Raw genomic sequence first — 26,971 nt, 5'->3', positions numbered from 1 at the left:
TCCTGTCACGTAGGGCTCCGTTATCGCAGGTCACTCCGTGCGGACATCGGCACGAGGAGACAGTGGACGTCCACCACGCCCTCGACGGCACGGGCCAGCCGCTCGGCGACCGCGGCCAGGCCGGGGCCGTCGATCCACCCGGTGAGGGTGACGACGCCTTCGGCGACCTCGACCTGAATGTGGTCGGCGGAGAGGGGGAAGAGGCGGTCGACGACCTCGTGACGCACCTCCTCGGCGAGTTCCTTGTCGTCGCGGAGGAAGACCTTCAACAGGTCGGAACGGCTGACGACCCCTTTGAGCAGGCCCTCGTCGTCGATCACGGGGAGCCGCTTGACCCTGCGGTGCGCCATGGTGCGCGCCGCTTGGGCGAGGGTGGCACCGGGATGCACGGTCACGGCGGGCGAGCTCATCAGCTCCTGGGCGGTCGCCGCGCCGGCCTTCGCCAGATCGTCCAGATGCCGCAGCTGTGTGAACCGGTCCGGGTCGCTGTCCCGGAACTCCTCCTTGCGCAGCAGATCGGCCTCGGACACGACACCGATCACCCGGCCGTCACCCTCCACGACGGGCACGGCACTGACCTTCCGCTGCTCCATCAGGGACACGATGTCCTTGAACGGGGCATCGCGGCCTACGGCGGCCACGGCGTGCGTCATGACCTCGCTCACGGTGTGCGGCTTTCCGTGCATGGTCTCCTCCTCGGATGGACGGGCGGGCCCGAGGGGCCCCTCTTCTCAGGGTGAGCGGCGGAATGTCCGAACGCCACAGCCCGCTCGGACCCCGGAACGGGACGTTCGGACCGGATTCGGGCTCCCTGTGCGGAGGGCCGCCCGGTCCATGCGTCCGGAGCGCCGTCGGAGCTCTGGGACCACTGCTCCGCTCCGCCGGCGCCGGCGATGTCGACGATCCTCGCCGCGCTGGTCACCACAGCGTTCGACGTTCTGAACGACCGTCACTCCGGGACGACCTTCCCGTACGCCGGAGCCGAGTCGCGACAGAAGGGCCGTTGTCCGGACAGGCCGGGACGAACGGCCCCTGGTTTCTGGGTTTGCGAAGTGAAAGATGGAGTCGTGCCCATACCGCCGCACCCGGCGGTGGACGACGGTCTGAGAGACGGCTGACTCATGTACCCCAACGACGGATTCCGCGAACTCGATCGGTACGAGTGTCTGCGGCTGCTGGCGCGGGCGGCTGTCGGCCGTATCGTTCACACGCGCCACGCCCTGCCCGCCGTGCTTCCGGTCAACTTCTGTCTGGACCGGGACGGTGCGGTGCTGCTGCGTACCTCGGCCGTCTCGGAGCTGGTCCGCGCGATCGACGGCGCGGTGGTCGCCTTCGAGGCCGACGAGGTCGATGCGGAGGCCCACTCGGGCTGGAGTGTCGTCGTCACCGGGCGCGCCACGGTCGTCACCGACCCCGTCGAGCAGCAGCGCCTATCCCTTACCGGGCCTCCCTCCTGGGTGGCTTCCCCGGAAGAGTCCTTCGTCCGTATCGAGCCGGAGCTGGTGACCGGACGCGAACTGGTCGCCGGACGCACGATGTACGGCGTGGACCTGAGGGCCTCCGGCTGATAGGCCGGGCCGAGAACCGATAGCCGTCCCCGCCGCAACCTCATCCGGCGTGCTTCGGCTTCCCCCCGGCCGCTCGGCCTCCTCCGTGAACGGGCGGCGGGTGGTCGCGCCGAGAGCCGCCGACGGGCCGTACGACCCCACGACAAGAGGCCGTACGGCGTGCGGTGGGGTTCTCGCGGTCCCTGCCCCCGGCGTGCGCGCGGCACGAGCATCGTCCTCGGAGCCGTATCGGAACCCGCGAGCCGCCCGGCGGTGTCCGCGCTCTGGTCCCGGCGGCCCCTTCCGCTGCAAGCGAGCAGCAAGGCACAGAAGGGAAAAGGGACATGACTCTCCATCACGTGACCGTGGGTGTGGACGGTTCACTGGTCGCCGTACGGGCCCTGGACCGGGCCGCCGACGAAGCCGTACGCCGTCACACCGAACTGCGCGTCGTCTACGCGGTGCCCGACGACGACGAGGCCGGGCCCATCCTGGCGTCGGCCGCCGCTCGCGTCGCCGTTCGCCACCCCGCCCTGCGAGTGATGACCAAGGCCGTACAGGGAAGCGCCGTAAAGGTGCTGACCGACGAGAGCAGGTGCGCCGCCCTCACCGTCGTCGGCACGCGGGGGTTCGGCGGGGTCACCGGCGCCCTGTTCGGCTCGGTGAGCCTGCGGCTGGCCGCGCATGTGCACGGTCCGCTGATGGTCGTACGGGAGGACCACCCGTGCGACACCGGCGACGTGCCCCCCGGGGAGCGGCCGGCGGTGCTGCTCGGTCTGCGGGGCGACGCCGACGCCCGGGCAGCGGTGTACGCCTTCGAGGAGGCGGAGCGTCGTGGCGTGTGGCTGTGGGCCCTGCACGCACCCGACCAGCGGTACATCACGCCCGAACTGCACTGGCTGGTCTCCGCGTCGAGCCCCGGCCGGCAGCGTCTTGCCCAGCGGGACCGGGCGGAGGCGGCCGTGCCTCGCTTCAGCCTCTCCCGTCTGCAGGAGCGGTACCCCGGCGTGAGCGTCGACGCCCGTACCGTGCACAGCGGACCTTCCCACGCCCTGCTGGAGGCGACCCGTGAGGCGGCGGTCGTGGTCATCGGCGCCCACCGTCGGACCGGACACCCCGGGCCGCACCTCGGCCCCGTCGCGCACACCCTGCTGCACCGCTCGCACTGCCCGGTCGTGCTGGTGCCCACGGGCCGGTGACCCGGACGTTCGCGGTCGCCAAGTGGCCCTGAGACACGGGACGTTCGGGCCGTCGACGGGGCCCTTGCAGCCCCTCCGGCGGGCGGGGCGCAGGCGGGACATTGGAAACGCGACAAGGGCTGTGACAGCCCCCGCGTGACACTCCTCGGAGGGGATGAAGATCATGGCAGTGCACAACCACCCGCAACGTCACCTGGGATTCCGTCTCCCGTCCCGGAACCGGGCGGAAGCAGCTCCGCAGGCCGCGGACACCGCGACGGCGACCGTGACCGGTGCGCACGTGCTCGCCGGGCTGCGCCTGCTGACCGGGTTCGTCTTCCTGTGGGCGTTCCTCGACAAGACCTTCGGCTTCGGCTACGCCACACCGTCCGGCAAGGGCTGGATCGACGGCGGTTCGCCCACCAAGGGCTTCCTGAGCTCGGTCGCGGCCGGGCCCCTGGAGTCCACGTTCCACGACTGGGCCGGGGCCGGCTGGGCGGACTGGCTGTTCATGCTCGGCCTGCTGGGCATCGGCCTGGCACTCGTCTCGGGCGTCGCGCTGCGGCTCACCGCGGTGGCGGGCACGGCGATGATGGCCCTGATGTGGATGGCGGAGTGGCCCCCGGCCAAGCACCTGTCGGACGGGTCGCTGAGCATGTCCACCAACCCGTTCGCCGACTACCACCTCATCTACGCCGTCGTGCTGATCGCCCTCGCGGCGGCCGGCGCCGGCGCCACCTGGGGCCTGGGCAAGGTCTGGGCACGGCTGCCCTTCGTCAACCGTAACCGCTGGCTGCTGTGACCGTCGGCCGCAACCGTGAGCGGCTCCCAAACCGGTGGCTGCTCTGACAGCCCGGAGCGCATCGCGCCAGGGGCGCCGCCGCTGAGGGGAACATCATCCCCAGCGGCGGCGCCCTTTCGGGTGCTGTCACATGTCGTCACCTGGCGCCACAACGGTTCTTCGGCACCGCAAAGGGACCTGCGGGCCCTGCTGGAACCGCCGCACCGCGACCGTCGGTTTCGCCGATCGGCCCGGAGACGCCCGAGGTGGTCCAGCACACGGTTGCCCCGGCGGCCGTCGTCCCGCACGCCTGAACGCTCACGCCAGGCCGAGCCGCCACGTCCGGCCGTACATCTGCCACCGCCCGACTCAGGTGGCGGCCGGGGCCAGGCGGATGCCGGTGATCAGATCCGGGTGGATGCGGACCGCGTAATCCATCGCACCGCCCACCCAGGGGTGCAGCAGCTCGCGGTAGCGGGCCAGCTCCCGGGCGTCGGTGACCAGCCGGGCGTACCCGGTGATCACGACGCTCCAGCCCAGATGGGTGACGGGGTCGATGGAGTCGGCCTCGTAGGCGACGACCACGCCCGGCGCGTCCGCCTGCCGGCTGCGGGAGGTCAGGGCCGCGCCCTCGTGGGTGCGGATGACGACGTCCCCACCGTCGAGGACATGGTTGACCGGTCGCACGGTCGGCAGGGCGTGCTGGGTGAAGACGACCCGCCCGATCGAGACGCTGCCCAGCAGCCTGAAGGCCTCCGTGGCGTCGAGCGTCACGCTCTGGCGGGGTCCCGGGGAGACCGGTTGCGCTTGGTCCAGGGCCATAGGCGGTATCCGTAGGTGTTCTGGTCACTCGGCCACGGTGGTTTCGTCCGCGGGCCGATTCTGATGGATCACATCATTCGAACGGGGAGACAGCCTTCGGTACTAGGGCCGTTCGGGCCACTCCCGGGCCTGGTGGGCCCTTCACATCGCTACGGCCGATATGTCTGCGACAGCGCTTTTCGCCACGGCGGGAGAGGCGCCGGCGGCCTGTGGCGCGAGCCGCTCCGGGCAGGCCCGCAGCCGGTCGGGTTCGGTGGGCCCCGACTCGTGGGCGGCGGGCGACGGCGTGGGGCGTTCACCGCCGGTACTTCCCAGCTCCACGGTCAGGACCGTGCGCGAAGGTGTCCGGCGACCCATGAGGATGTCGCAGCGCGGCGGATTCTGTTTTCTCACCGGGCCTGGAACGTTACGGTGTCAGGTGACCGGACAGCCGACTGTCGGCCCGGCCTGCACACAATCGGGAGGGTCACCGGTGGCACGCTCCGAGGAGCCCGGAGGGGCTCGAGTGCGGCTGCCCCAGCTCAGGCTGGACGAGCTGCTGGAGGAGTTGCAGGCGCGGCTCGACGCGGCCCGTAGCACGCGGGACCGGGTGCACAGCCTGCTGGAGGCGGTGCTGTCGGTCGGCCGGGAGCTCGACCTGGAGCAGGCGCTGCACAGCATCGTGGAGGCGGCGGCCGTGCTGGTCGACGCCGAGTACGCGGCCCTGGGCGTGATCGGACCGGACGGCAAGCGGCTGTCCGCCTTTCACACGATCGGGGTCGGCGAGGACCAGATCGCCGCGATCGGCCCGTTCCCCGAAGGCCACGGCATCCTCGGGGAGCTCATCCGCCACCCCGAGCCGCTGCGGCTGACGAAGATCTCCCAGCACCCCGCCTCGCACGGCTTCCCCGCCCACCATCCGCCGATGAACACCTTCCTCGGCGTGCCCATCCGGGTACGCGACCAGGTTTTCGGCAACCTCTACCTGACCGAGAAGCGCGGCGGGTTGCAGTTCGACGAGGAGGACGAGTCGGTCCTGTCCACCCTGGCGGTGGCGGCCGGCGTCGCGATCGACAACGCACGCCTGTACGAGGAATCGCGGCTGCGGGAACGCTGGCTGCAGGCGAACGCCGAGATCACCCACAGGCTGATGTCCGGTGGCGACCGCACCGAGGTCCTCGCCCTGATCGCGGAGCGGGCCGGTGAGATCACGGGGTCGGCCCTCGCCGTGGTCGCCCTGCCCGTGGAGGGTGCCGGGTCACTGGCCGTGGAGATCGCCGTCGGCCTCGACGCCGAGGCGCACGAGGGGCTGGTTCTGTCCCTGGACCGGACCTTGATGGGCCTGGCATTCTCCGCTGCGGCTCCGGTCACCAGCGAGGATGTCGGCCACGATGAGCGCATCTCCCTGGAGCCTCCGCGCTTCGGGGGACTGGGCCCTGCCGTGGCGGTGCCCATCGGCACGGGCGAGGCGGGTCCGCGAGGCGTGGTCCTGCTGTCGCGGGAAACCGGGCGGCAGCCGTTCACGGGCACGGAGACCGAGACCCTGCAGGTCTTCGCCGCTCAGGCCGCCGTGGCGATGGAGCTGGCGGACCGACGCAGGGACGCCGAGGAGATCGCGGTGCTCCAGGACCGCGACCGCATCGCCCGGGACCTGCACGACCTGGCCATCCAGCGGTTGTTCGCCACCGGTATGACGCTGCAGAGCGCCGGCCGGTTCATCGAGCACGAGGAGGCCGCCGAGCGCGTCATGCGGGCGGTGGAGGACCTGGACGAGACGATCAAGATCATCAGGTCGACCATCTTCGGGCTTCGGGCACGTGACGGCGGAGCCGGGACGGGACTGAGGGCGCGTGTCGTACGGGCGATCGGCGAGGCCGCCCAGGTCCTCGGCTTCCCGCCCAGCGTGCGCATGGAGGGCCTGGTCGACACGGAGGTGCCGCGGGAGATCGCCGATCACGTGATCGCCGTGCTGTCCGAGGCCCTGACCAACATCGCCCGGCACGCGCGGGCCCAGCGGGCCGATGTGGCCCTGGAGGCGAACGGCCGTGAGGTACGGCTGACGGTGACCGACGACGGCGTGGGCATCCCGGCCGGGGGCCGGCGCAGCGGGCTGCGCAACATGGCCGAGCGGGCCGAGCAGCTGGGCGGCTCGCTGGAGGTGAACCGCCCTGAGGGCGGCGGCACTTCGCTGGTGTGGCAGGTGCCCGTGGGCGAGCGGTAGCCGAACCTTCCACTATCACGCCGACGGCGAAGTAAGGCCGTACGGCGGTTCGTTGTGACCGCGTGGCCCATCGCCGTGCTCGATTCGCGGGACCACCCTGGTAAGTGGGGACACCCAGGAGAGTTCACTCCCGGCCAGGGGCGGTCCGACCGGCCCTGGCCCGGGGCCGTTCGGCCTCTCCAGGCCGCCCGGCGGACGCACGAGGCTGATGCGCACGGACCGGGAGTAAGACATGCGGGAGGTGCCGGTCGTATGGATGCTTCCACCGCAGCCTCGGACTTCGCACTGCGCGCCGCACACGAGCGGTTCACGACCTCCCCGGGCATGCCGTCGGGGGTGCGGGATCTGGTGGCCGAGTCATGGCGCCGCAGCGCCCGGTGTGGCGTACCCGCCGACGGCAGCGTACTGCCGTCGCTGACCACACCCGCACGGGACCTGCGTGCCTACCGGCACGCCCATCCGCTCGCCGTGGCTCTGCCGATGCTCCGTGACGTGCTGGGCGCGGGTGCCACCGACGACGGGCACGTCTTCGCCATAGGGGACGCCGACGGCACCCTGCTGTGGGTCGAGGGGGACACCGCGGCCATCGCGCGTGCCGAGCGCATGCACTTCGCCGAGGGCGCCGGCTGGTCCGAGCGGCAGGCCGGGACCAACGCACCTGGTACCGCACTGGCGTTGGGCCGGGCCGTTCAGATCGTCACGGGCGAGCACTACAGCGCCGCCGTGCACGGCTGGTCCTGCGCCGCAGCCCCCGTGTGCGATCCCAGGACCGGCCGGCTCCTCGGTGTGGTCGACCTGTCCGGCGGCCCGACCATCGCCACACCGCCGGCTCTGGCGGCGGTACGCGCCGCGGCGCTGGCCGCGCAGGCGGAGATCGCCCGCGCACCCGCGTCCCAGGCCGGTGAAGCCGTCCGGCTGCGGGCACTGGGCCGGGACGGCGTGCTGCTGGAGTACGACGGGCGCACGCACCGACTCAGCCCACGGCACAGCGAGATCGTGCTGGCGCTCGCTCTGGCCGGCCACGGCGTGACCGGTGACCGGCTCGCCGTGGACCTCTCGGAGCGGGAGGTGCCCGCCTCGACCCTGCGGGCCGAACTGACCAGGCTGCGCGCTCTGCTCGGCCCCCAACTCCTCGGCTCGCGGCCCTACGCCCTGCTGCGCCCCGTCCGCACCGACTACGGCGAGGTGACCGACCTGCTCGCCGAGGGCCGGATCGGCGAGGCGCTCGCCCGCTACACCGGTCCGCTGCTGCCGCGTTCCGACGCCCCCGTGGTCGTCGAGCACCGGCGCTGTCTGGAACAGCAGGTGCGGGGCGCCGTCCTCGGCAGCGGCGACCACCGGCTGCTGCGCCGCTGGGTCGACGCCGACTGGGCGGCCGACGACGCCCAGGCCTGGGCGACCCTCGCCGACACCCTGCCGGGCGGCTCTCCGCAGCGCGCCGCGGCCGCGGCCCGCGCCCGCGCTCTGGGGCTCCCAAGGGCCGTCGTACCGCAGGCCGGACGGCATGCAGCGGTGTTGCAGCGTTGCCGCTCCTAGCGTGTTGAACATCAGAGCGATCCCCGCGATCGCACCAGATCCGATCGCCCATCACCCCAGATCCGGTCGCCATCGGCCGGATCGCCAACCACCGGAAGGGGACGGTCATGAAGTACGAGTCTCCGGGCAGGCCGGGCAGCCCGGTCGACGTGGCACCGCGCTACGAGAACTTCATCGCAGGCAAGTGGCAGGCGCCCACCACAGGGCAGTACTCGCCCAACCTGTGCCCCGCGACCGCCAAGGCCATCTGCGAGGTCCCGAGGTCAGGGGCCGAGGACATCGAACACGCCCTCGACGCCGCCCACGCCGCGCAGCCCAAGTGGGGCGAGGCCTCCACGGCCCAGCGGGCCGCGGTCCTCAACAAGATGGCCGACGCCATCGACGCCCACCGCGAGGAACTCGCGGTCGCCGAGAGCTGGGACAACGGCAAGCCGGTCCGCGAGACCCTGGCCGCCGACATCCCCCTGGCCGCCGATCACTTCCGCTACTTCGCGGCCGCGATCCGCGCCGAGGAGAGCGAGATCACCGAGATCGACAAGGACCTGATCGCCTACCACTTCCACGAGCCGCTGGGCGTGGTCGGGCAGATCATCCCGTTCAACTTCCCGCTGCTGATGGCCGCGTGGAAGCTCGCCCCGGCGCTTGCCGCCGGCAACGCCAGCGTTCTCAAGCCCGCCTCGCCGACCCCGTGGTCGATCCTGAAGCTGATGGAGGTCGTCGGCGACATCCTGCCGCCCGGTGTCCTCAACGTCGTCAACGGACCCGGCGCCGAGATCGGCAAGGCGCTCGCCGCCAACAAGCGCATCGCCAAGGTCGCCTTCACTGGCGAGACCACCACCGGCCGCCTGATCATGCAGTACGCGGCCCAGAACATCATCCCGGTCACCCTGGAGCTGGGCGGCAAGTCGCCGAACATCTTCTTCAACGACGTCGCCGCCAAGGACGACGACTTCCTCGACAAGGCGGTCGAGGGACTCGTCCTGTACGCGTTCAACAAGGGCGAGGTGTGCACCTGCCCCTCGCGCGCCCTCGTCCAGGAGGACATCTACGAGGAGTTCATGGGCCGCTGCCTGGAGCGCATCCGCGCCATCAGGCAGGGCGACCCGCTCGACACCGCGACCATGATCGGCCCCCAGGTGTCGAAACAGCAGGTCGAGAAGATCGCGTCGTACGTCGAGATCGGCCTCAAGGAGGGCGCCGAACTGCTGGTCGGCGGCCACCGGCCCACCCTCGGCGAGGAGTTCGCGGACGGCTACTTCTTCGAGCCCACCGTCCTCAAGGGCCACAACAGGATGCGGGTCTTCCAGGAGGAGATCTTCGGACCGGTCCTCGCCGTCACCACCTTCAAGGACGAGGCCGAGGCCCTGGAGATCGCCAACGACACGCTGTACGGCCTCGGCGCCGGCGTGTGGACCCGCGACGGCGCCCTCGCCTACCGCATGGGCCGGGCCATCAAGGCCGGCCGGGTCTGGACGAACTGCTACCACCAGTACCCCGCGGGTGCCGCGTTCGGTGGCTACAAGGTCTCCGGGATCGGCCGCGAGACGCACAAGATGATGCTCGACCACTACAGCCAGACCAAGAACCTCCTGGTCAGCTACGGCAGCAAGCCGCTCGGGCTGTTCTGAGAAGGAGTGCGCAGACATGCCCGCCAAGCTGGAGAACGGCACCGTCGGGCGCGTCACCGCCACCCGTGCGGCGCGCAAGGCCATCGCGGCCCTGTGCGCCGCCCACGGCGGGCCGGTGATGTTCGTCCAGTCGGGCGGCTGCTGCGACGGCAGCGACCCGATGTGCTTCCCGGACGGGGAGTTCGCCCTGGGAGCCGGCGACATGCTCATCGGCGTGGTGGACGGCTGCACCGTCCACATGGACGCCGACCTGTACGAGGCCCTTGGTCGCCCCTTCTACGTCCTGGACGTCGAACCGGGCACCCCCGGCGGTTTCTCCCTCGCGGCCGGGGACGGACTGCATTTCGTGACCCGGGTCAAGGCGGCCCGGTACCACCCGAGTTGAGGAGCAGATCATGAAGGCTGCGGTCGTCACCGACTTCGGCAAGCCCCTGGAGATCCAGGACCTGCCCGTGCCCGAGCCCGGCCCCGGCCAGGTGCTCGTGAAGATGGAGGCCTCCGGCCTCTGCCACACCGACATCCACGCCGCACACGGCGACTGGCCCGTCAAGCCGCGGCCGCCGTTCATCCCCGGCCACGAGGGCATCGGCCCGGTGGCGGTCGTCGGCGCCGGCGTCTCCAAGGACCTTCTCGGCAAGCGGGTCGCCGTCCCCTGGCTTGGCTCGTCCTGCGGCACCTGCCGCTACTGCGTCTCCGGCTGGGAGACCCTGTGCGAGTCCCAGGTCAACTCCGGCTACTCCGTGGACGGTTGCTACGCCGAGTACGCCGTCGCGGACGCGAGCGCGATCGTTCAGGTGCCCGACGGTGTGTCGTCCCTCGACGCGGCGCCCCTGACCTGTGCCGGCGTCACCACGTACAAGGCGATCAAGGTCGCCCGCGTGGTCCCGGCCGAGCGGGTCGCGGTCTTCGGCGTCGGCGGGCTCGGCCACCTGGCCCTGCAGTACGCGCGTCTGGTCGGCGGCCTGGTCACCGCCGTCGACCTCGAACCCGACAAGCTGGGCCTGGCCCACCGGCTCGGCGCCGACCAGATCGTCAACGCCCGCACCCACGACCCGGTCGAGGAGATCAGGAAGGCCGGCGGCGCGGACGTCGCCGTCGTGCTCGCCGCCGCACCCAAGGCGTTCGAACAGGCCTTCAGGTCGCTCAACCGCGGCGGACGGCTCGTCATGGTCGCCCTGCCGGCCGACAACGCGGCGATCAAGGTGCCGATCTTCGAGACCGTCCTCAGCGGCATCTCCGTGATCGGTTCCATCGTCGGCACCCGCCAGGACCTGTCCGAGGTGTTCGCCCTGCATGCCGCCGGACGCACCCAGGTCATCGCCGAGACGCGCCGCCTGGACCAGGTCAACGACTCCTTCGACGAGGTGCTCGGCGGACGGGCGGAGGCCCGGCTCGTCTTCGAGTTCTGAGGTTCGGGGCCCGGGAGACCCCCGGCCGCGCAGAGAGGCAGCAGATCATGCCAAACGTCACCGTAGGTGCCGTACGGGAGCGGGCGCCCGGCGAACGCCGTGTCGCCCTCGTCCCGGAGACCGTCACCCTGCTGGTCCGCGCCGGCATCGACGTCCTGGTCGAGACCGGGGCCGGCTCCGGCGCCTGGTTCGCCGACGCCGACTACACCGAGGCGGGCGCCACCGTCGTACCCCCGGACGAGCTGTACGCACACGCCGATGCGGTCCTGTGCGTGGGCCCGCCCGACGTTGAGACCGCCGAGTCGCTGCGCGCCCGACAACTCCTGATCGGCCTGCTCGAACCCCTGCGCAACCCCGCCCTGGTCGAGCGACTGGCCCAGCGCGGGGTGCGGACGGTGAGCCTGGACCTGCTGCCGCGCACCCTCAGCCGCGCCCAGTCCATGGACGCGCTGACGTCCCAGGCCAATGTCGCCGGCTACAAGGCGGCCGTGCTCGCGGCCGACTCGTACGACCGGTTCCTCCCGATGCTGACCACCGCGGCGGGCACCATGCGCCCGGCGCAGGTCCTGGTCCTCGGTGCCGGAGTGGCCGGGCTGCAGGCGATCGCCACCGCCCGCCGCCTCGGCGCCGTCGTCACGGCGTACGACGTACGCCCCGAGTCGAGAGGGGAGGTGGAGTCACTGGGCGCCCGGTTCCTGGACATCCAGAGCCCGCCACCAGGGGAACCGGGCGCCGCACGGGGCGGCTACGCACGGGAGTTGACCGAGGAGGAGCAGCAGGCCCAGCGGGCCGCCCTGGACGCCCACATCGCCCGCACCGACGTCGTCATCACCACCGCACAGGTGCCGGGCCGCACACCGCCGCTGCTGGTCACCGCCGGCGCGCTCGCGGCGATGAGGACCGGCTCGGTCGTCGTCGACCTCGCCGCCGGTGAACTCGGCGGCAACGTCGAGGGCTCCGAGCCCGACAAGACAACCGTCCTCGACAACGGCGTCACCGTCATCGGTGCCGGACGCCTCCCGTCCGCGATGGCCACCGCCGCGTCCACGGCCTACGCCCGCAACCTCGTCGCGCTCCTGCGCCACCTGGTGCGGGACGGCGAACTCGTTCTCGATCCGGCCGACGAGATCACGGCCGCGCTCACGGGCGAAGTGCCCCAGAAGGGAGGCGCGTCCTCATGAACAACCTAGATCTCCTCACCGCGATCACCGTGTTCGTGCTGAGTATCCTGGTCGGTATCGAGGTGATCAGCAAGGTCCCCGCGACCCTGCACACCCCCCTGATGTCCGGCTCCAACTCCGTGCACGGCATCGTCGTCATCGGCGCCATGCTGATCGCGGCGGAGTCGCACACCTGGCTCGGCTACGTCCTCGCCTTCGCGGCCATGGTGTTCGGCGCGATGAACGTCGTCGGCGGCTACGTGGTCACCGACCGGATGCTGGAGATGTTCAAGGCCAGGCCCCGCACCGACGATGCCTCGCCTCGCACCGACGAGAAGGCGGAGGTGTGACTGCCATGGACACCGTCGCCAACGTCGTCCACTACGTCTTCCTCGCCACGGCCGCCTGCTTCGTGCTCGGCCTGCACCTGATGAACCACCCGCGCACGGCCCGCCGCGGCAACACCCTCTCCGCAGGGGCGATGGCCGTCGCGATCGTCGCCGCGGTGTGGCTGGTGGCCGACCAAGGCACGATCACCACCACCGGCTGGCTCGTGCTCGCCTCCGGCGGCCTGGTCGGCGCCGCGCTAGGCCTGTACGCCGCGCGCGAGGTCAAGATGACCGCCATGCCCCAACTGGTCAGCCTCTTCAACGCGGTCGGCGGCGGGGCGGCCGCCCTGATCGCCGTCAACGACCTGCTCCAGGCCGACGACCCGGCGGGCCTCGGCGCCCGGGTGTCCCTGCCCGGCGCCCTGGACATCGTCATCGGCGCGGTCACCTTCTCCGGATCGCTGATCGCGGCCGGCAAGCTCCAGGGCGTCGTCTCCGGCGCGCCGGTGGCGTTCCCGGGCGCGCGCCTGCTCAACGCGGTGCTGCCGGCTTCCTTCGTCGCCGGTACGGTCTGGCTGGTGCTGGCGCCTGACTCCCTGGTGGCTCTCTACGGGCTTGTGACCGTCGCGCTCCTCTTCGGTGTGACGATGGTGCTGCCCATCGGCGGCGCCGACATGCCGGTCGTCATCGCCCTGCTGAACGCCTTCACCGGATCCGCGGTCGCGATGGCCGGGTTCGTGCTGGACGAGACCGCCCTGATCATCGCGGGCATGCTGGTCAGCGCGTCGGGCGGCATCCTCACCAAGCTGATGGCCGACGCTATGAACCGCTCCATCGCCAACATCGTGATCGGCGGCTTCGGCACCGGCGACAGCGCCCCGGCGGCCACCGGGGGAGGGGCCCCGGCCCAGGTGCGGTCGGTCTCCGCGGACGACGTGGCGATCCAGCTGGCGTACGCGAGCAAGGTCGTCTTCGTCCCGGGCTACGGACTCGCCGCCGCCCAGGCCCAGCACGAACTCGGCGACCTCGCCAAGCTGCTCACCGACCACGGCGTCGACGTCAGCTACGCCGTCCACCCGGTCGCCGGCCGGATGCCCGGGCACATGAACGTACTGCTTGCGGAAGCCAACGTGCCGTACACCCAGCTCAAGGAGATGGACGAGGTCAATCCGCAGTTCCCGCAGGCGGACGTGGCCCTGGTCATCGGCGCCAACGACGTCACCAACCCGATCGCCCGCCGTCCCGGCAACGCGATCTCCGGCATGCCGATCCTCGACGTCGACAAGGCCAAGAGCGTCGTGGTCATCAAGCGCTCCATGGGCCACGGCTACGCGGGCATCGACAACGAGCTCTACACCGACCCGAAGACCGGGATGTTCTTCACCGACGCGAAGAAGGGACTGAGCGAACTGAAGGCGGCGGTCAGCGAGTTCGTCGGCTGACCCCGCACAAGCCGTCGCCCCCGTCCCGGACGGGGGCGACGGCCTACGTCCGCTCACTCCTCCGGCACCATCTCGATCGCCCCGCTCGGGCACTCGGCCGCACACAGCCCGCAGCCCTTGCAGTAGTCGAGGTCGATCGCGAACCCCCTGCCCGGCCCCAGCTTCGTGATCGCGTTGTCGGGACAGACGCTGTAGCAGTTGTCGCACTCGAAGCAGTTCCCGCAGGACATGCAGCGCCGGGCTTCGAAGAGGGCGGTGGACTCGTCCAGTCCCTCCACGACCTCGTCGAACGTCGAGACCCGGCGGGCCAGTTCGAGCCGCGGCCGGACGGTGGCGGGGGCGTCGGAGTAGTACCAGGTGTTGAGCCGGTCGAAGGTGGCGGGGGCGTGCTTCCCGCCCGGCTCGTTCGCCGTGCCGCGCAGATACGCGTCGATGTGCCGCGCCGCCTTCTTGCCGTGCCCCACGGCCACGGTCACCGTGCGCTCCGCCGGCACCATGTCGCCGCCGGCGAAGATACCCTGACGGCCCGTCATCAGGCCCTCGGCCACCTGCACCATGCCGTGGTCCACGGCCAGTTCCGGAACGTCCCGCAGCAGGGACAGGTCGGAGTCCTGACCCAGCGCCAGCACCACGCTGTCCGCCTGCAGCTCCTCGAACTCGCCGGTGGGCTGCGGGAATCCGCTCTCGTCCAGCTTCATCCGCTCGATGGTGAGACGGCCCTCGTCGGCGTGCTTGATGGTGGAGAGCCACTTCATCCGCACGCCCTCCTCCAGCGCCTCCTCCACCTCGATGTCGTGCGCGGGCATACGGTCCCGAGTGCGCCGGTAGACCACCACGGCCTCCGTGGCGCCGAGTCGCCGCGCGGTGCGGGCTGCGTCCATCGCCGTGTTGCCGCCGCCGTAGACGGCGACCCTGCGACCCAGCAGCGGCGGGCCCTCGCCCTCCATGCTGCCCAGCAGCGACACCGCGTCGAGGATGCGCGCGCTGTCCCCGGCCGGGATGTAGGCGCGCTTGCCGATGCCCGCTCCCACGGCCAGGAACACGGCGTCGAAGCCGTCCTCCCGTTGTGCGGCGAGGACGTCGTCGACCTTCGTCCCCGGTTCCAGCGTGACGCCCAGCGCCTCGATACGGGCGATCTCCGCGTCCAGGACCTCGCGCGGCAGCCGGTAGCGGGGGATGCCGTAGCGCATCATCCCGCCGGGCTTCTCCTGTGCCTCGCGGATCGTCACCTCGTGGCCGAGCAGACGGAGGTGGCAGGCCGCCGACAGTCCTGCCGGGCCCGAGCCCACGACCAGTACACTCCCCCAGCCTCCGGCCGGGGGGACCCCCATGCCGCTCGACACCGAAGGTGCCTCGATGGTCCAACCCCGTTTGATCGCCTCGTCGCCCAGGAACCGTTCGATCGAGTTGATCCCGACGGCGTTGTCGACCTGGACGCGGTTGCAGGCGGTCTCACAGGGGTGGTAGCAGACCCGGCCCATCACGGCGGGCAGCGGGTTGTCCCGCATCAACTGCCGCCACGCGGACTCGTAGTCGCCGCTCTCCGCGTGGAACAGCCACTGCTGGATGTTCTCACCGGCCGGGCACGCCTGGTTGCACGGCGGCATCCGGTCGACGTACTCGGGACGTTCGGTGCGCCAGGCGCCGGTCCGGTTGGCCAGGCTGGAGCCCACGTCCAGGGTGATCGCGAACGGTTTCTCCTTCACGACGAGGCCTCCTCATGCTCCCCCGGCCTCCGGCAGGGGGGACCCGAATACAGCCCGAACCGGGCGATGTTGCGGTCGGCGGCCCGCTGGAGGCGGGCGATGACGTCGGTGCGCAGCTCCGGTTCGAAGAGGTGCGCGTACCGCTTCTGCGGGCGCAGGTACTCCTCGACCGGCAGGCGCCGCCGGATCCGTGTGACGTCCGTGACCACGCCGTCCCTGGCCTCGAACACCGGGAAGAGCCCGGTCTGTTCGGCCAGCCGCGCGATGCGCACCGTGTCGTGGGACGCCGTGCCCCAGCCCAGCGGACAGGGGACGAGGACGTGCAGGTAGCGGGCGCCGCGCAACTCCATCGCCCGGTGCACCTTGGCCTCCAGGTCCCGCAGGCCCGCGACGGTGGCCGTGGCGACGTACGGGATCTCGTGCGCCATCGCGATCAGCGGAAGGTTCTTGCCCTGGCCGAAGGGGGCGCCGGGGTCTTCGCCGACCGCCTGGGTGGTGGCCGTGCGAGCGGTCGGGGGTGTGGCCCCGGAGCGCTGCACGCCGGTGTTCATGTAGGCCTCGTTGTCGTAGCAGATGTAGAGGACGTCGTCGCCCCGCTCGAACATGCCGGAGAGGCAGCCGAGCCCGATGTCGACGGTGCCGCCGTCGCCGCCCTGCCCGACCACCCGGATGTCGGTGCGGCCCTTGGCGCGCAGCGCGGCGGCGACTCCGGCGGCGACGGCGGGTGCGTTGCCGAACAGGGAGTGCAGCCACGGCAGTTGCCAGGACGTCTCGGGATACGGCGTGGAGAAGACCTCCAGGCATCCGGTCGCGTTGACCGCGATGACCTTGCCGCCGGCCGCCCGCTGGGCCGCGTCCAGGACGTACCGGGCGCCGAGCGCCTCGCCGCAGCCCTGGCATGCACGGTGGCCGCAGGTGAGTGCGTTGGAACGGCCCGGATCGGCCTGGCCGGACTGCGCCTGAGGGCCCAGCAGCCGGTTTCCGGCCGCGTAACTGCCCACCTGATAGAACTTGACCTGTGGTGCGGCACTCATCGGTTGCTCCCCACGTCGCGCAGGATGTTCTCCGCGGACGGCCCCGACCGCCTGGTCTGAGCCATCCGCGCCAGCTCTCGCTCCACAAGCCCGGTGTTGAGGTCGAGGAAGGTCAGCTGCCCCAGCTGGCCGCCCACCGCGTCGTCGAACAGCCGGTGCAGGGACTCCTTGGTGATCGGCCGTCCGCCCAGCCCGGCGACCACGGTGTGACCGTCGAGCCGGATGCCGGACAGCGCGGTCCGTACGTTCGCCGACACGATCCCGCCGATGCCGACCGCCAACGCCCGCTCCAGCACGACCACCCGACGGGCACCGCCGAGAACCTCGCGCACCGCGTCCAGCGGGAACGGCCGGAACGACGTGATCGCCAGCGCCCCGATCCGCACCCCGTCCGCACGCATCTCGTCCACGACGTCGCACACGGTGCCGAACACCGAGCCCAGCACCACGACGATCGTCTCGGCGTCCGCGCAGGCGTACGGATGCACCAGCCCGCCCGAGGAACGCCCGAAGACCTGCCGGAACTCCCCGGCGACCCGGGGGATCGCCTCCAGGGCCTGCATCTGCTTGGCGTGCGCCAGATAGCGCACCTCGGTGAAGGCGTCGGGTCCGACCATCGCGCCGATCGACACCGGCTCGTCGGGGTCCAGGACCTGACGGGGCTCGTACGGCGGGAGGAACGCGTCCACCTGTGCCTGCTCCGGCACCTCGATCCGCTCCCAGGCGTGCGTGAGCACGAAGCCGTCCATGCACACCATCACCGGCAGCGACAGCTCCTCGGCCAGCCGGAACGCCTGCGGGTGCAGGTCGGCGGCCTCCTGGTTGTCGCGCGCGTACAGCTGGATCCAGCCCGAGTCGCGCTGGGACATGGTGTCGCTGTGGTCGTTCCAGATGTTGATGGGGGCTCCGATGGCCCGGTTCGCCACCGTCATCACGATCGGCAGGCCGAGGCCTGAGGCGTTGTAGAGCGCCTCCACCATGTACAGCAGGCCCTGGCTCGCGGTCGCCGTGTAGGCGCGGGCGCCGGCCGCCGAGGCCCCGATGCACAGGGACATCGCGGCGAACTCCGACTCCACGTTGACGTACTCACAGGGCTCCAGCACACCCGACTTCACCAGCCGGCTGAGCTCCTCCACGATGTGGGTCTGCGGCGAGATGGGGTAGGCGGCGATCACCTCGGGACGGCAGTACGCCACCGTCTCCGCGACCGCCCGCGACCCCTCAGTCTGCTTCAGCACGGACGTGCTCCTCACGCTCGGCGCGGACATGGGCGAACGCCTCCCGGGCGGCGGCCGCGTTGGCGGCGCCCAGCTTCCCGGGGAAGCGCTCCTCGATCGCCGTGGTGAGCGAGTCGATCCGCACGCATCCGGTGAGGGCGGCGAGTCCGCCCAACAGGACCGCGTTGGGGACCGGCCGGCCGAAGTGGCGTACGGCGAGAACGGTGGCGGGCACGGTGAGAGCGACCGCGTGCGGCACGCTCGCGGCGAGATCGGCGAGCCCCAGTTCCTCGATCCGGCCCGGCGAGTTGATCAGCACCGCCCCGTCGGGCCGCAGCCCGTCGAAGACGTTGACCTGGTGCAGCAGCGTGGCGTCCTGGATCACCAGAGCGTCGGGCCGCATGACGGGCTCGCGCACCCGGATGGGGCGGCCGTCGATGCGGCAGAACGCCATGACCGGCGCGCCGGTGCGCTCCGAGCCGAAACTCGGGAACGCCTGCGCGTGACGGTCCTCCAGAAAAGCCGCCACCGACAACAGCTCGGCGGCCGTGACGGCGCCCTGGCCGCCACGACCGTGAATGCGTACCTGGAACACGGCACCCTCCTCCCGGGGGCTGGTCCTCCAGTCGTAACCCCCGGGTGGCCTGCTTCCGCAGAGGCCGAAGGTCCCCGCCGGAGGCCGACCGGGCCCGGCGGGTCAGGCGTGCGGGACGATCGCGACGGGGCAGCGGACGTGATGCATCACCGCGTGCGCCACCGGCCCGGTGTGGACACCGAGTCCGCCCGGGCGGTTCTCCCGGCCGACGACCAGCAATCCGGCGTCCTTCGCCGAGCGCAGCAGTTGCGGGACGGGGCGCCCACTCTGCACGACGTCGCACACCGGGACCGTCGGGAACTTCTCCCGCCACGGCCCCGCCGCCGCGGCCAGGGCCTGCTCGGCGGTCCTGCGGGCGATGACCTCGGCCTCCGCGTCCACCGTGCCGAGCAGCCCCGGCGGCTGCCAGGTGTGCACCACCCGCAGCGGAGCGTTGCGCAGCGCCGCGCTCTCGAAGGCGAACCCGAGGACTTCCTCGCACGGGTGGCCGGTGTCCACACCCACGACCACCTCGCGGTACGGCGCACGCGCCGACGGCCGGCCCTCGCCGTCCGGGAGACGGTCGTCCTCGGAGGACTGGCCGGCGCGCACCAGCACCACGGGCCGTGTCGCACGGGCCACCGTCGCCAGTGCCACCGAACCGGCCATGAAGCCGCCGAAGCGACTGAGCGCACGGCTTCCGAGCACCAGCAGCTCGGCCTCTTCACCGGCCTTGACCAGCGCGTCCGTGGCCGACCGTGAGATCTGGTCGGCGCTCAGGCGCAGCTGCGGATACCGCTCGTTGACCCGGTCCATCGCGCCGCGCAGAATGCCGGCCGCCCAGGAACGGGGTACCTCCAGCTCCGGCAGGCCGGATGCCTCGGGGGCCAACCCCTCGTACGCGTGCACCAGCCGCAGCGGCAATCCGCGCCGCAACGCCTCGCGGGCCGCCCAGTCGGCGGCGGCGAGACTCTCACGTGAACCGTCCAGCCCTACGACAACAGGGCGAAGCACAGTCAACACCTCCCCTTGATCCACGCCCACCCCGTGCTACGGACACGGGCCCTTCACTCCCAGCATCCGACCGGGGGCGACGGCCCGACAGGGGCTGCGTGGCCTCGGTGACGGGCCGAACGGCCCGCTCACCCCGTCCGTACGGAAGACGTTCGGGCCTTGCCATGGGGGAGCGCCGTTCCCCCGGTCGTGAGCGGCTGGACCGCCTCGCCCGAAGACGGCGGCACCGTCACCACGGGTACCTGCGCGTATCGCAGGCAATCGCGGCCGACGGTACCCAGGGCCGGCAGCTGCCACTGCCCATGGGCCCGGCGTCGGAGCGCCAGCATCCTGGCACCACGTGTCCGACCGAGCAGCACCTGCGCGGGCGGGCCCTGTACGAGGACCACCCGGACCGAGGGGGCGGGCCGCGCGCCGAAAGCCCTGCGCACGGTCGAGTGAAGGAGGGCGGCGGCCCGCTCGCGTTGTTCGGCCGTCGTCGGCCGGCCGGCGGCGGAAGCATAGGGCGCCAACGGGGCGGCAGGCTCCCAGGCGTGCGCGGCGACGACCTCGATGCCGAGGATGCGCGCCTGGTCCCCTGCCCAGCGCAGTGCGGCCAGGGACGCCTCGGAACCGTCGACACCCACGACGATGCCGTTGCCGAACGTGCTCTCGCTCATGGCTGCCTCCGGGATCGGCGTGTGTTCCCACGGTGCCCCGGCCGGAGTGGCCGGGGCGTGGGCCGGGCGGTACCGCGTTCGTGCCGAACGGTCCCTTCCGGACCGGGGCGTGACGAGCCGCGGACAGCGCCCGGAGGGGACGTCACCGGGAGTGGTGCCGGTAGTCGTCGTGCTCGCCCGTCCCCATGTAGTGGCGCTCCTCGATCACCGTCCCGCGCTCGCCCGGGCGCCGAACCATGCCCGGTGTGGCCATGAACACGATCAGGCCGAGGATGCCGACCGCCATCAGCGCGAAGCCGACGACGAACGAGCTGTAGCCGAACACCATGCAGGCGCCCACGACGGTCGCGCCCACCAGGATGAGGGGAAACATGACTGCCTTCCTTCTGCCTTCCGCCCACGGGCGGCCTCCGACACCGTTGAGCCGACCCGCCGCGCCGCGCTCCGGCCGGTCGCCGCAAGCCGCGTCCGCACGGGTCTGCCCAGGCTCTCGCCCCTGGGGACAACCCCGGTGCGACGGACGCGCGACGATGCGTTGCGGACCTCGGTCATGGCGGATCTCCTCCATCCCTCTCTTTGAGCGTGCTCGGCGGCCGGCGTACATCGCAGGGGCTGAACGGGCAGTTCACCGGCCGACCTGGCCATTGCGGACCCGCGCATCGCGCAGTCGTGTGGCCTACTGCAGTTCCTTGGGCTCGACGGAGGTCCTGGACGGCCGGGCGGGCAGCGCGGCGAAGGCCAGCAGGGCTCCGCCGACGGCCACGCAGGCGCCGACCGTGAGGCCGAGGCCCATACCGCTGACGAACGCCGAGCGGGCCAGGTCCGCCAGCATCCGCCCCGACACGCCCCCCACCCGTTCGGTGAGCGCGAGCGCGCCGCCGAGCGAGCCGAGCACACTGTCCGAGATGTCGTGCGGCAGCTGGTACGGCCTCAGCGGCGGGCCCATACGGTCCTGGTAACGGGTGGTCAGCAGGCTGCCGATCACGGCCACTCCGACCGCCCCGCCCAACTGGACGGAGACACCGTTGGTGGCCGAGCCCACCCCGGTGTCGCCCTGGGGCAGGGTGCCCATCAGGGCGTCGAGGGCGGCGGGCACCACGAGTCCGGCGCCGAGGCCGAGCATCAGCAGACCGGCCAGCAGATCCTCGTACGTGGCGGACGACTTCGCGGTGGACAGCTGCCACAACCCGGTCGCCACGGCCAGCAGACCTGTTCCGACCACTGCCTTGGTGCCGGCCCACCGCACCAGGACCGGGGACAGCGGGGCGACCAGCGCCAGCAGCCCGGCCACCGGCAGTACCCGCACACCGGTCTGCAGCGCGCTGTAGTCGAGACCGAACTGCAGGAACTGGGTCAGCACGAACAGGGCCCCGAAGAGCCCGAACATCGCGAGCGCCACCGACGAGGTGGCGACGGAGAACCGGCGGTCGCGGAAGAAGGACAGGTTCAGCATGGGGTGCGCGCTGCGCCGCTCCCAGACGGCGAAGAGCACCAGCACCACCAGGCCGGTGCCGCCCGCGCCGAGTACGACGCCTGAGGACCAGCCGCGCACCGGGGCCTCGATGATCGCCCAGAGCAGGAGGCCGAGCCCCACGATCGACAGGACCGAACCGGTCGGATCCGGCCGCAGCGCCGCCGGATTGCGGGACTCCGGCACCAGGAAGGCGGCACAGACGAGGCCGAGGGCGGCGACGGGGATGTTGACCCAGAACACCGATCCCCACCAGAAGCGCTGCAGCAGCAGTCCACCCGCCACCGGTCCGATGGCGATGCCCAGTCCGCTGGTGGCTGCCCACAGGCCGATCGCACGTTGCCGCTCGCCGGGATCACGGAACACGTCTGTGATGATCGAGAGCGTGGCGGGCATCATCATCGCCGCACCGACGCCCATGCCCGCCCGGGCGGCGATCAGCATGCCCACCGAGCCGGAGTAGGCCGCCCACGCCGAGGCGGCTCCGAACACGGCCAGCCCGGTGACGAAGACCCGGCGGCGCCCGAACCGGTCCGCACTGCTGCCCGTGACCAGCATCAGCCCGGCGAAGGCCAGGGCGTAGGCGTCGACGATCCACTGCAACTGGGTGGTCGTCGCCCCGAGTTCCTTCACCAGGGTCGGGAGCGCGACGTTCAGGATGGTGTTGTCGAGTGTCACGATCAGCAGTGACACACAGAGCACCACAAGGGTGACCCACCGGTTCCGCGTCTCCTGCCCACGCGGTGCGGCGGCCGCTGATGGCATGTCATGGATGTTTGTCATAACCCCATGGAGCGTCGCGTGGGGCCGTCGGCGTGAGGTGCTGAACGTCCCGGAGCGGGACCGGCTGGTGGGCCGTTCGGGCCTGAAGGCCCACCTCGGCGGAGGCACTGGCGGGGGTGCGGTCAGGTCGCATCGACCGCGTCCGACGTGCCCAGGGACCGTATGCCGCAGATGCGCCGGGTGGCCGGATCCGACCGGACCAGGAGGCGGGTGGTGCGGTACGGCCGGTTCTCGTCGTCCTCCCAGACCAGGGTGACTCGGGTCCAGCAGTGCCCCGTGCCGCTGTTGTCGTAGACCACCCGCCATGAGGACGGCACGCCCCGCGCCCGCAGCACACCGTCCCGGTCGTGGACCGCTTCCCAGCTGATCAGGCTGCGGCGGAACTCGGGTGCGAGGTAGTGATGCCGCAGTGCGTCGGCGAGTTGTCCCCGGCCCCGGTCGCGCAGCGCGTCGGTGTAGGCACCGTAGAAGTCGGCGACATGGTCGACGGCGGACAGCGGCCTGCCCGCATGCCCGAGGGCGACGTGTGCGGTAGCGGCCGGCTCGGGCGACGGGAGAGGCGGCACCGTGGAACCCGGAGTGATGTGGCGGACCGTCGAGGGCTCGGACATGGAATTCTCCTCCTTCCCGGAGAGGAACAGGAGCGGTTCCTCGCTCTCAGAGGACGTTCAGGTTGAAGACCTGACAGTTCATGGGTTGTGCCAAGTTATAGGCGTTTCGCCCGTTGCTCGTTTCGCGAGATTGGAGATCATCGCGAGGCGGATCATGCTCTCGGAGTGTGCCGGTTTGGTCTCGTAGTCGCGGGCGAGGCGGCGATGCATCATGATCCATCCAAAACTCCGCTCCACGACCCACCGCCGCGGGATGACGGAGAAGCCTTTGACCTGCTCGTTTCGCGGGACGACGTCGACGTCGATGCCTAGGGCGGCGCCGTGCTCGATCGCCTTCTTCTTGTAGCCGGTGTCGACCCATGCCTTGCTGATGGCGGGGTGGTCGGCGGCGACGCGGGTGAGGAGCTGTATGCCGGCCTCGTTGTCCGAGACGCTGGCGGCGGTCACCATGACCAGCAGTAACAGGCCGAGAGTGTCGACGACGATGCTGCGTTTGCGGCCGACGATCTTCTTGCCGGCGTCGGTGCCCTGGGTGTCGGTGGGCACGCTGGTAGCGGTCTTGACGCTCTGGGCGTCGATGACGCAGGCAGTGGGTTCGGCGGTGCGTCCTACCTGCTCACGGACCATCCGGTGCAGGTGGAGGCCGAGTTTCTCGATGGTGCCGTCGGCGGTCCAGGCGCTGAAGTAGCCGAACACGGTGGTGTGCGGCGGGAAGTCGTGGGGCAGGTAGCGCCAGGGGACGCCGGTCCGGTTGAGGAAGAGGATCGCGTTCATAACTTCTCGCAGGTCAGTGACCTTTCCACCAAGGTTGAGCGAGGTCTTCTGCCGCTCGGCCCGCCAGGCCGTCAAGGTCGGTTCCATCAACGCCCAACGGGCATCGGAGAGATCGCTCAGGGAGGGCTCACGCTGCTTCGAAGAGGTCATGGGACCACTCATGCACGAGGTCCCCAACCGGGCATATCGCTCGATCGAGCGAGGCAAAAGCAGACTTCAGGGACCTATTCGAATCGGACAGAAGCTATCGGTAGTAAGCGGGCTGAAACGCAAGCCCCGGCACGGTTCAGCCGAAGAGACATATCACCTGTTCTGCCTGTACGCGGCGAATCCCGACGCGACCCAACTATCGCAAACCGGCGCATAAATGACGCGAACATCCTCTCAGGGGGCGGTATGTGACGTGATGCCCCTTTCGGGCTTTCGGGTGGGGCTGTCGGGTTGTTCGTGGCCTGACCGGGCGGCTACGACTGCGGCTTGGTGAACAAGCCCTGCTCGGGCTCGATCAGGATTCCGCGTTCGGCCAGCCGCTTGAGCTTGAGCCGGACGTTGTTGACATTGTTGGGTGCGATCTCCAGGTTCATCGCCTCGCAGACCGCCCGCGCCCGCAGCGGGGCATCGGCTGCGGCGAACACCGCCATGATCTGCTGGTAGGCCGGATGGTCCGGCAGCTTCGCGGGCGGCGGTGTCGGCGAGGCCGGCTCGGGCAGTGCCAGCAGCGTCTTACGGGTGATGCGCACCTCTTCGGCGACTCGGCCGAACTCCTCCAGTTGCGCGGTGAGTTCCGTGATCCGCGCTCGCGTCGCTTCGGCCTGCGTGGCGATCTCACGCTCTTGCTCCTCCAGGCGGGCGAGGACCGCCCCCAGGGTGAGCTCATCGTTGTTCATGCGCCGCGCCAGGTGGGGGTGGAGGTCGCGGTGAGCATCCTGGACATCCGGTCGCTTATGGCCCAGTACACCCTCGACTCGGCCGAGGCGGGCCGGTGTTCGTAGTCGCGGACCAGTCTGCGGTGCAGCATCATGATCCCGTTCACCTGCTCCACTCGCCACCGGATCGGTTGCGGCACGAACCCGCTGGTTGCCGGGTTGCGCTCGACGACTTCGACGTCGATGCCGACCTTCTTGCCGTGGTCGACGACGGCGGTCTTGAACCCCTGGTCCACCAGGGCCTTCTGCACCGTGTCGGTCTCGGCGGCGACCTTGTCCAGCAAGGCGATACCGGCAGAGTTGTCGTGCGTGGACGCGGCCAGCACCACCACCGCGATCACCAGACCGAGAACATCAACCGCCAGGCCGCGCTTGCGGCCCGGGACTTTTTTTGCCGCGTCCCTTCCGGTGGTGCCGGCGGGCACCCCGGCGCCAGCGTGCAGGCTCTGGGTGTCGAGCACCACCAGGCTCGGGTCGGCCTTGCGCCCCCCGGCTCTCGCGGACCTGCCAGCGCAGCAGGTCGTGGATGGTCTGGTCGGTGCCGTCGTCACGCCATTTGTAGAAGTAGTACTTCACCGCGCCGGCCGGTGGCAGATCGTGGGGGAGGTAGTCCCACTGGCAGCCGGTACGGGACTGGTAGAGCAGCGCGTTGACGAACTCCCGCATCTCGTAGGCGCCCTGGTGGCCGCTGACGGAGGGATGCCGGGCCTTCCAGGAGGCGATGACGGGCTCGATCAGGGCCCACCGCTCGTCGGACAAGTCGCTCTTGTAAGGCTGGCGATCGCTCACGAGGAACACTCCAGCACGACAGGACCCCCCGGCTCAGCCCCGATACGCGTGCGCCACACGTTCCAGCGACAACAAACGCGGCATCACGTCACATAGCTCCGCCGCTGTCGTTGCGACGATGAACAGGGCAAGGATGCGGAGAACGAGCGTTGCGTTGCTCACGATCCCGGCGGTGAGTCGCAGTCGCCCTGCCGAGTAGCCATCCTCCAGCACACCGTACGTACGTCGATGCGGGCAGGTCGATGGTCCGTGAACCGGCCCAGGACCGCACGTCGCCTCAGGGCGCTACCCCCCTTGCCGCCGTCCCGACGGCCATTCGTGCTCGTTCCGAAGTATCACGCGACCTGCGTAGACGCCCGCCGCGCCCAAGCACAGCAGCGAGAGCATGACGGCGATGACGCCGTACTGGCCCAGCTTCGCACCCCCGATGAAGAAGCCGACGGCCAGCGCAAAGTAGAGGAGCGAGCAGGCCGCGGCAACCCAGCGATTCGTCTTGGACCGCGCGTTGATCTGGGCGAAGAAGGCATGGCGTCGCGCGGCTCGACGATCAGCCCGCGCGATCCGGGCGAGCCGTTCCTCGGAGACGGTGACGGCGGTGTCGACCACCGTGTCGACCGGCCTCGACGCCCCGATGAGCGCGACAGCGGGTACGGATTTTATCGGGACAGCCAAGTCGATGACCTGCGTCCCCTGGGAAATCCGCAGCACGCCGTTCTTTCGCCGGAGGTTGAACCCGGGGTTGAGCGTTGCCGGCGTCGGACTTGGGCCGACGTGGCAGGTGCTGTCGAAGATGTAGGCCCGGCGCGACAGGAACCACGGGTCGACGACTAACCCCGTTTTATCGCCCACCAGGAACACCGTGGCCTGACGCCAGCTCAGCCGTCCGACCTCCCTCACCCACCCCTTGTCCGTGATCTGCTGCGTGACGCCCCAGCGTTCCTCGGCCGCGATCTGTGCAGGCTTCAGCCGATACCCAGGTTCGGCAGGACGGCCGGTACTGCGTGGCCGGACATCCCCCCGCCAACGCAGCCGACGAGGCACGATCGTCACGCCGATCGCCATCACGATGAAGGCTGCGATGCCCCCCAGCGTCAGCACCGGGCCCATCGGTCCGTCGCCGATCACGGCCACGCCGGCGAGCAGCGCGCCCGCCCACGCCAAGGCCCCGAGCAGCACCAGTACCGCGTCCACGTCGTCAGCCCCCGCCGCTCGCCCCACGACTCGAAAGATGTCGGCAAATTCTATCTCCGTCGTTCCTTGCTGGCCACGGAACGATCGGCCCTTCCCCGAGCTTCCAGGGGCCTCCTCGCGCCCAGCGGAAAGGTCCGCGTCGACCGGCGGTGGACGTAGCCCGGCCGGACTTGTCGCACCGAGCCGCGCC

The 26,971-nt window shown here is 70.8% G+C and carries 25 protein-coding genes and 1 pseudogene; 11 read left to right on the top strand and 15 right to left on the bottom strand.

The window, feature by feature from the left end:
* Positions 1-20: 20 nt before the first annotated feature.
* Positions 21-686, bottom strand: a complete 666-nt coding sequence (locus tag ACFZB3_RS37305) for a CBS domain-containing protein (RefSeq protein ID WP_391384109.1) — start codon at positions 684-686, stop codon at positions 21-23.
* Between the two features lie 435 nt (positions 687-1,121).
* Between ACFZB3_RS37305 and ACFZB3_RS37300 the strand changes: the two genes are divergently transcribed.
* The 3 genes from ACFZB3_RS37300 (at position 1,122) to ACFZB3_RS37290 (ending at position 3,527) form a co-directional block, all read left to right on the top strand.
* Positions 1,122-1,568: a pyridoxamine 5'-phosphate oxidase family protein gene (locus tag ACFZB3_RS37300; RefSeq protein ID WP_391384106.1), complete on the top strand. Its 447-nt coding sequence runs from the start codon at positions 1,122-1,124 to the stop codon at positions 1,566-1,568.
* 323 nt (positions 1,569-1,891) lie between these two features.
* Entirely contained in the window at positions 1,892-2,746 is an 855-nt protein-coding gene (locus ACFZB3_RS37295) for a universal stress protein (RefSeq protein ID WP_391384103.1), read from the top strand.
* Between the two features lie 163 nt (positions 2,747-2,909).
* On the top strand, positions 2,910-3,527 hold the full coding sequence (locus tag ACFZB3_RS37290; protein WP_391384100.1) for a hypothetical protein: 618 nt from the start codon (positions 2,910-2,912) through the stop codon (positions 3,525-3,527).
* Positions 3,528-3,875: 348 nt separating this feature from the next.
* Here ACFZB3_RS37290 and ACFZB3_RS37285 read toward each other — a convergent pair whose 3' ends face one another.
* Positions 3,876-4,328 carry a pyridoxamine 5'-phosphate oxidase family protein gene (locus tag ACFZB3_RS37285; RefSeq protein ID WP_366357712.1) on the bottom strand — a complete coding sequence of 151 codons (453 nt, stop codon included), beginning with the start codon at positions 4,326-4,328 and terminating at the stop codon, positions 3,876-3,878.
* Between the two features lie 472 nt (positions 4,329-4,800).
* Here ACFZB3_RS37285 and ACFZB3_RS37280 point away from each other — a divergent pair, with 472 nt between their 5' ends.
* The 8 genes from ACFZB3_RS37280 to ACFZB3_RS37245 all read left to right on the top strand — a co-directional run bounded on the left by ACFZB3_RS37280 (position 4,801) and on the right by ACFZB3_RS37245 (position 14,032).
* Positions 4,801-6,528, top strand: a complete 1,728-nt coding sequence (locus ACFZB3_RS37280; RefSeq protein WP_391384097.1) for a GAF domain-containing protein — start codon at positions 4,801-4,803, stop codon at positions 6,526-6,528.
* 252 nt (positions 6,529-6,780) lie between these two features.
* Positions 6,781-8,064 (top strand): transcriptional regulator, encoded by a 1,284-nt coding sequence (locus tag ACFZB3_RS37275; RefSeq protein WP_391384094.1) that lies wholly within the window; start codon positions 6,781-6,783, stop codon positions 8,062-8,064.
* A gap of 107 nt (positions 8,065-8,171) precedes the next feature.
* Positions 8,172-9,692 (top strand): aldehyde dehydrogenase family protein, encoded by a 1,521-nt coding sequence (locus ACFZB3_RS37270; RefSeq protein ID WP_391384091.1) that lies wholly within the window; start codon positions 8,172-8,174, stop codon positions 9,690-9,692.
* Between the two features lie 16 nt (positions 9,693-9,708).
* Positions 9,709-10,077, top strand: a complete 369-nt coding sequence (locus tag ACFZB3_RS37265; RefSeq protein WP_391384087.1) for a DUF779 domain-containing protein — start codon at positions 9,709-9,711, stop codon at positions 10,075-10,077.
* Between the two features lie 10 nt (positions 10,078-10,087).
* Positions 10,088-11,101 (top strand): alcohol dehydrogenase catalytic domain-containing protein, encoded by a 1,014-nt coding sequence (locus ACFZB3_RS37260; protein ID WP_391384084.1) that lies wholly within the window; start codon positions 10,088-10,090, stop codon positions 11,099-11,101.
* A 47-nt stretch (positions 11,102-11,148) separates the two neighbouring features.
* Complete coding sequence (locus ACFZB3_RS37255; RefSeq protein WP_391384081.1) at positions 11,149-12,282, top strand: NAD(P) transhydrogenase subunit alpha; 1,134 nt, start codon at positions 11,149-11,151, stop codon at positions 12,280-12,282.
* The gene (locus tag ACFZB3_RS37250) at positions 12,279-12,611 is read left to right on the top strand and encodes a proton-translocating transhydrogenase family protein (RefSeq protein ID WP_391384077.1); all 333 of its coding nucleotides are present in this window, start codon (positions 12,279-12,281) and stop codon (positions 12,609-12,611) included. The genes ACFZB3_RS37255 and ACFZB3_RS37250 overlap by 4 nt, the downstream gene beginning before the upstream one ends.
* Positions 12,612-12,616: 5 nt before the next feature.
* Positions 12,617-14,032, top strand: coding sequence for an NAD(P)(+) transhydrogenase (Re/Si-specific) subunit beta (locus tag ACFZB3_RS37245; protein WP_391384074.1), 1,416 nt, complete (start codon positions 12,617-12,619; stop codon positions 14,030-14,032).
* A gap of 53 nt (positions 14,033-14,085) precedes the next feature.
* Here the strand turns inward: ACFZB3_RS37245 and ACFZB3_RS37240 are convergent, their stop codons facing one another.
* The 13 genes and pseudogenes from ACFZB3_RS37240 to ACFZB3_RS37180 all read right to left on the bottom strand — a co-directional run bounded on the left by ACFZB3_RS37240 (position 14,086) and on the right by ACFZB3_RS37180 (position 26,781).
* The gene (locus ACFZB3_RS37240; RefSeq protein WP_391384072.1) at positions 14,086-15,738 is read right to left on the bottom strand and encodes an NAD(P)-binding protein; all 1,653 of its coding nucleotides are present in this window, start codon (positions 15,736-15,738) and stop codon (positions 14,086-14,088) included.
* The gene (locus tag ACFZB3_RS37235) at positions 15,735-16,772 is read right to left on the bottom strand and encodes a thiamine pyrophosphate-dependent enzyme (protein ID WP_391384069.1); all 1,038 of its coding nucleotides are present in this window, start codon (positions 16,770-16,772) and stop codon (positions 15,735-15,737) included. Before ACFZB3_RS37235 ends, ACFZB3_RS37240 begins: the two co-directional genes overlap by 4 nt.
* On the bottom strand, positions 16,769-18,010 hold the full coding sequence (gene porA, locus ACFZB3_RS37230; protein ID WP_391384065.1) for a pyruvate ferredoxin oxidoreductase: 1,242 nt from the start codon (positions 18,008-18,010) through the stop codon (positions 16,769-16,771). Before porA ends, ACFZB3_RS37235 begins: the two co-directional genes overlap by 4 nt.
* Positions 17,994-18,584, bottom strand: a complete 591-nt coding sequence (locus ACFZB3_RS37225; RefSeq protein ID WP_391384061.1) for a 2-oxoacid:acceptor oxidoreductase family protein — start codon at positions 18,582-18,584, stop codon at positions 17,994-17,996. Before ACFZB3_RS37225 ends, porA begins: the two co-directional genes overlap by 17 nt.
* A gap of 102 nt (positions 18,585-18,686) precedes the next feature.
* Positions 18,687-19,577 (bottom strand): universal stress protein, encoded by an 891-nt coding sequence (locus ACFZB3_RS37220; RefSeq protein ID WP_391384058.1) that lies wholly within the window; start codon positions 19,575-19,577, stop codon positions 18,687-18,689.
* Between the two features lie 128 nt (positions 19,578-19,705).
* Positions 19,706-20,236 carry a universal stress protein gene (locus ACFZB3_RS37215; protein WP_391384055.1) on the bottom strand — a complete coding sequence of 177 codons (531 nt, stop codon included), beginning with the start codon at positions 20,234-20,236 and terminating at the stop codon, positions 19,706-19,708.
* Positions 20,237-20,378: 142 nt separating this feature from the next.
* Positions 20,379-20,609, bottom strand: a complete 231-nt coding sequence (locus ACFZB3_RS37210; RefSeq protein ID WP_316783670.1) for a hypothetical protein — start codon at positions 20,607-20,609, stop codon at positions 20,379-20,381.
* Between the two features lie 303 nt (positions 20,610-20,912).
* On the bottom strand, positions 20,913-22,472 hold the full coding sequence (locus ACFZB3_RS37205) for a DHA2 family efflux MFS transporter permease subunit (protein ID WP_391384052.1): 1,560 nt from the start codon (positions 22,470-22,472) through the stop codon (positions 20,913-20,915).
* Between the two features lie 140 nt (positions 22,473-22,612).
* Positions 22,613-23,101, bottom strand: a complete 489-nt coding sequence (locus ACFZB3_RS37200) for a hypothetical protein (protein ID WP_391384048.1) — start codon at positions 23,099-23,101, stop codon at positions 22,613-22,615.
* Positions 23,102-23,179: 78 nt separating this feature from the next.
* Positions 23,180-24,025 (bottom strand): IS5 family transposase, encoded by an 846-nt coding sequence (locus tag ACFZB3_RS37195; protein WP_391384044.1) that lies wholly within the window; start codon positions 24,023-24,025, stop codon positions 23,180-23,182.
* Between the two features lie 314 nt (positions 24,026-24,339).
* A complete protein-coding gene (locus ACFZB3_RS37190; protein ID WP_391384041.1) occupies positions 24,340-24,762 on the bottom strand; it encodes a hypothetical protein in 423 nt (140 codons plus the stop codon).
* Positions 24,759-25,590, bottom strand: a pseudogene (locus ACFZB3_RS37185) (IS5 family transposase). The gene ACFZB3_RS37190 and the pseudogene ACFZB3_RS37185 overlap by 4 nt, the downstream one beginning before the upstream one ends.
* A 285-nt stretch (positions 25,591-25,875) precedes the next feature.
* On the bottom strand, positions 25,876-26,781 hold the full coding sequence (locus ACFZB3_RS37180; protein ID WP_391384039.1) for a hypothetical protein: 906 nt from the start codon (positions 26,779-26,781) through the stop codon (positions 25,876-25,878).
* Between the last annotated feature and the right edge of the window lie 190 nt (positions 26,782-26,971).

This window comes from Streptomyces sp. NPDC008092 (assembly GCF_042957285.1).
Taxonomy (GTDB): Bacteria; Actinomycetota; Actinomycetes; order Streptomycetales; family Streptomycetaceae; genus Streptomyces.
Note: the sequence above shows the minus strand (reverse complement) of the source record. Positions and strands in the feature narration are given on the sequence as shown.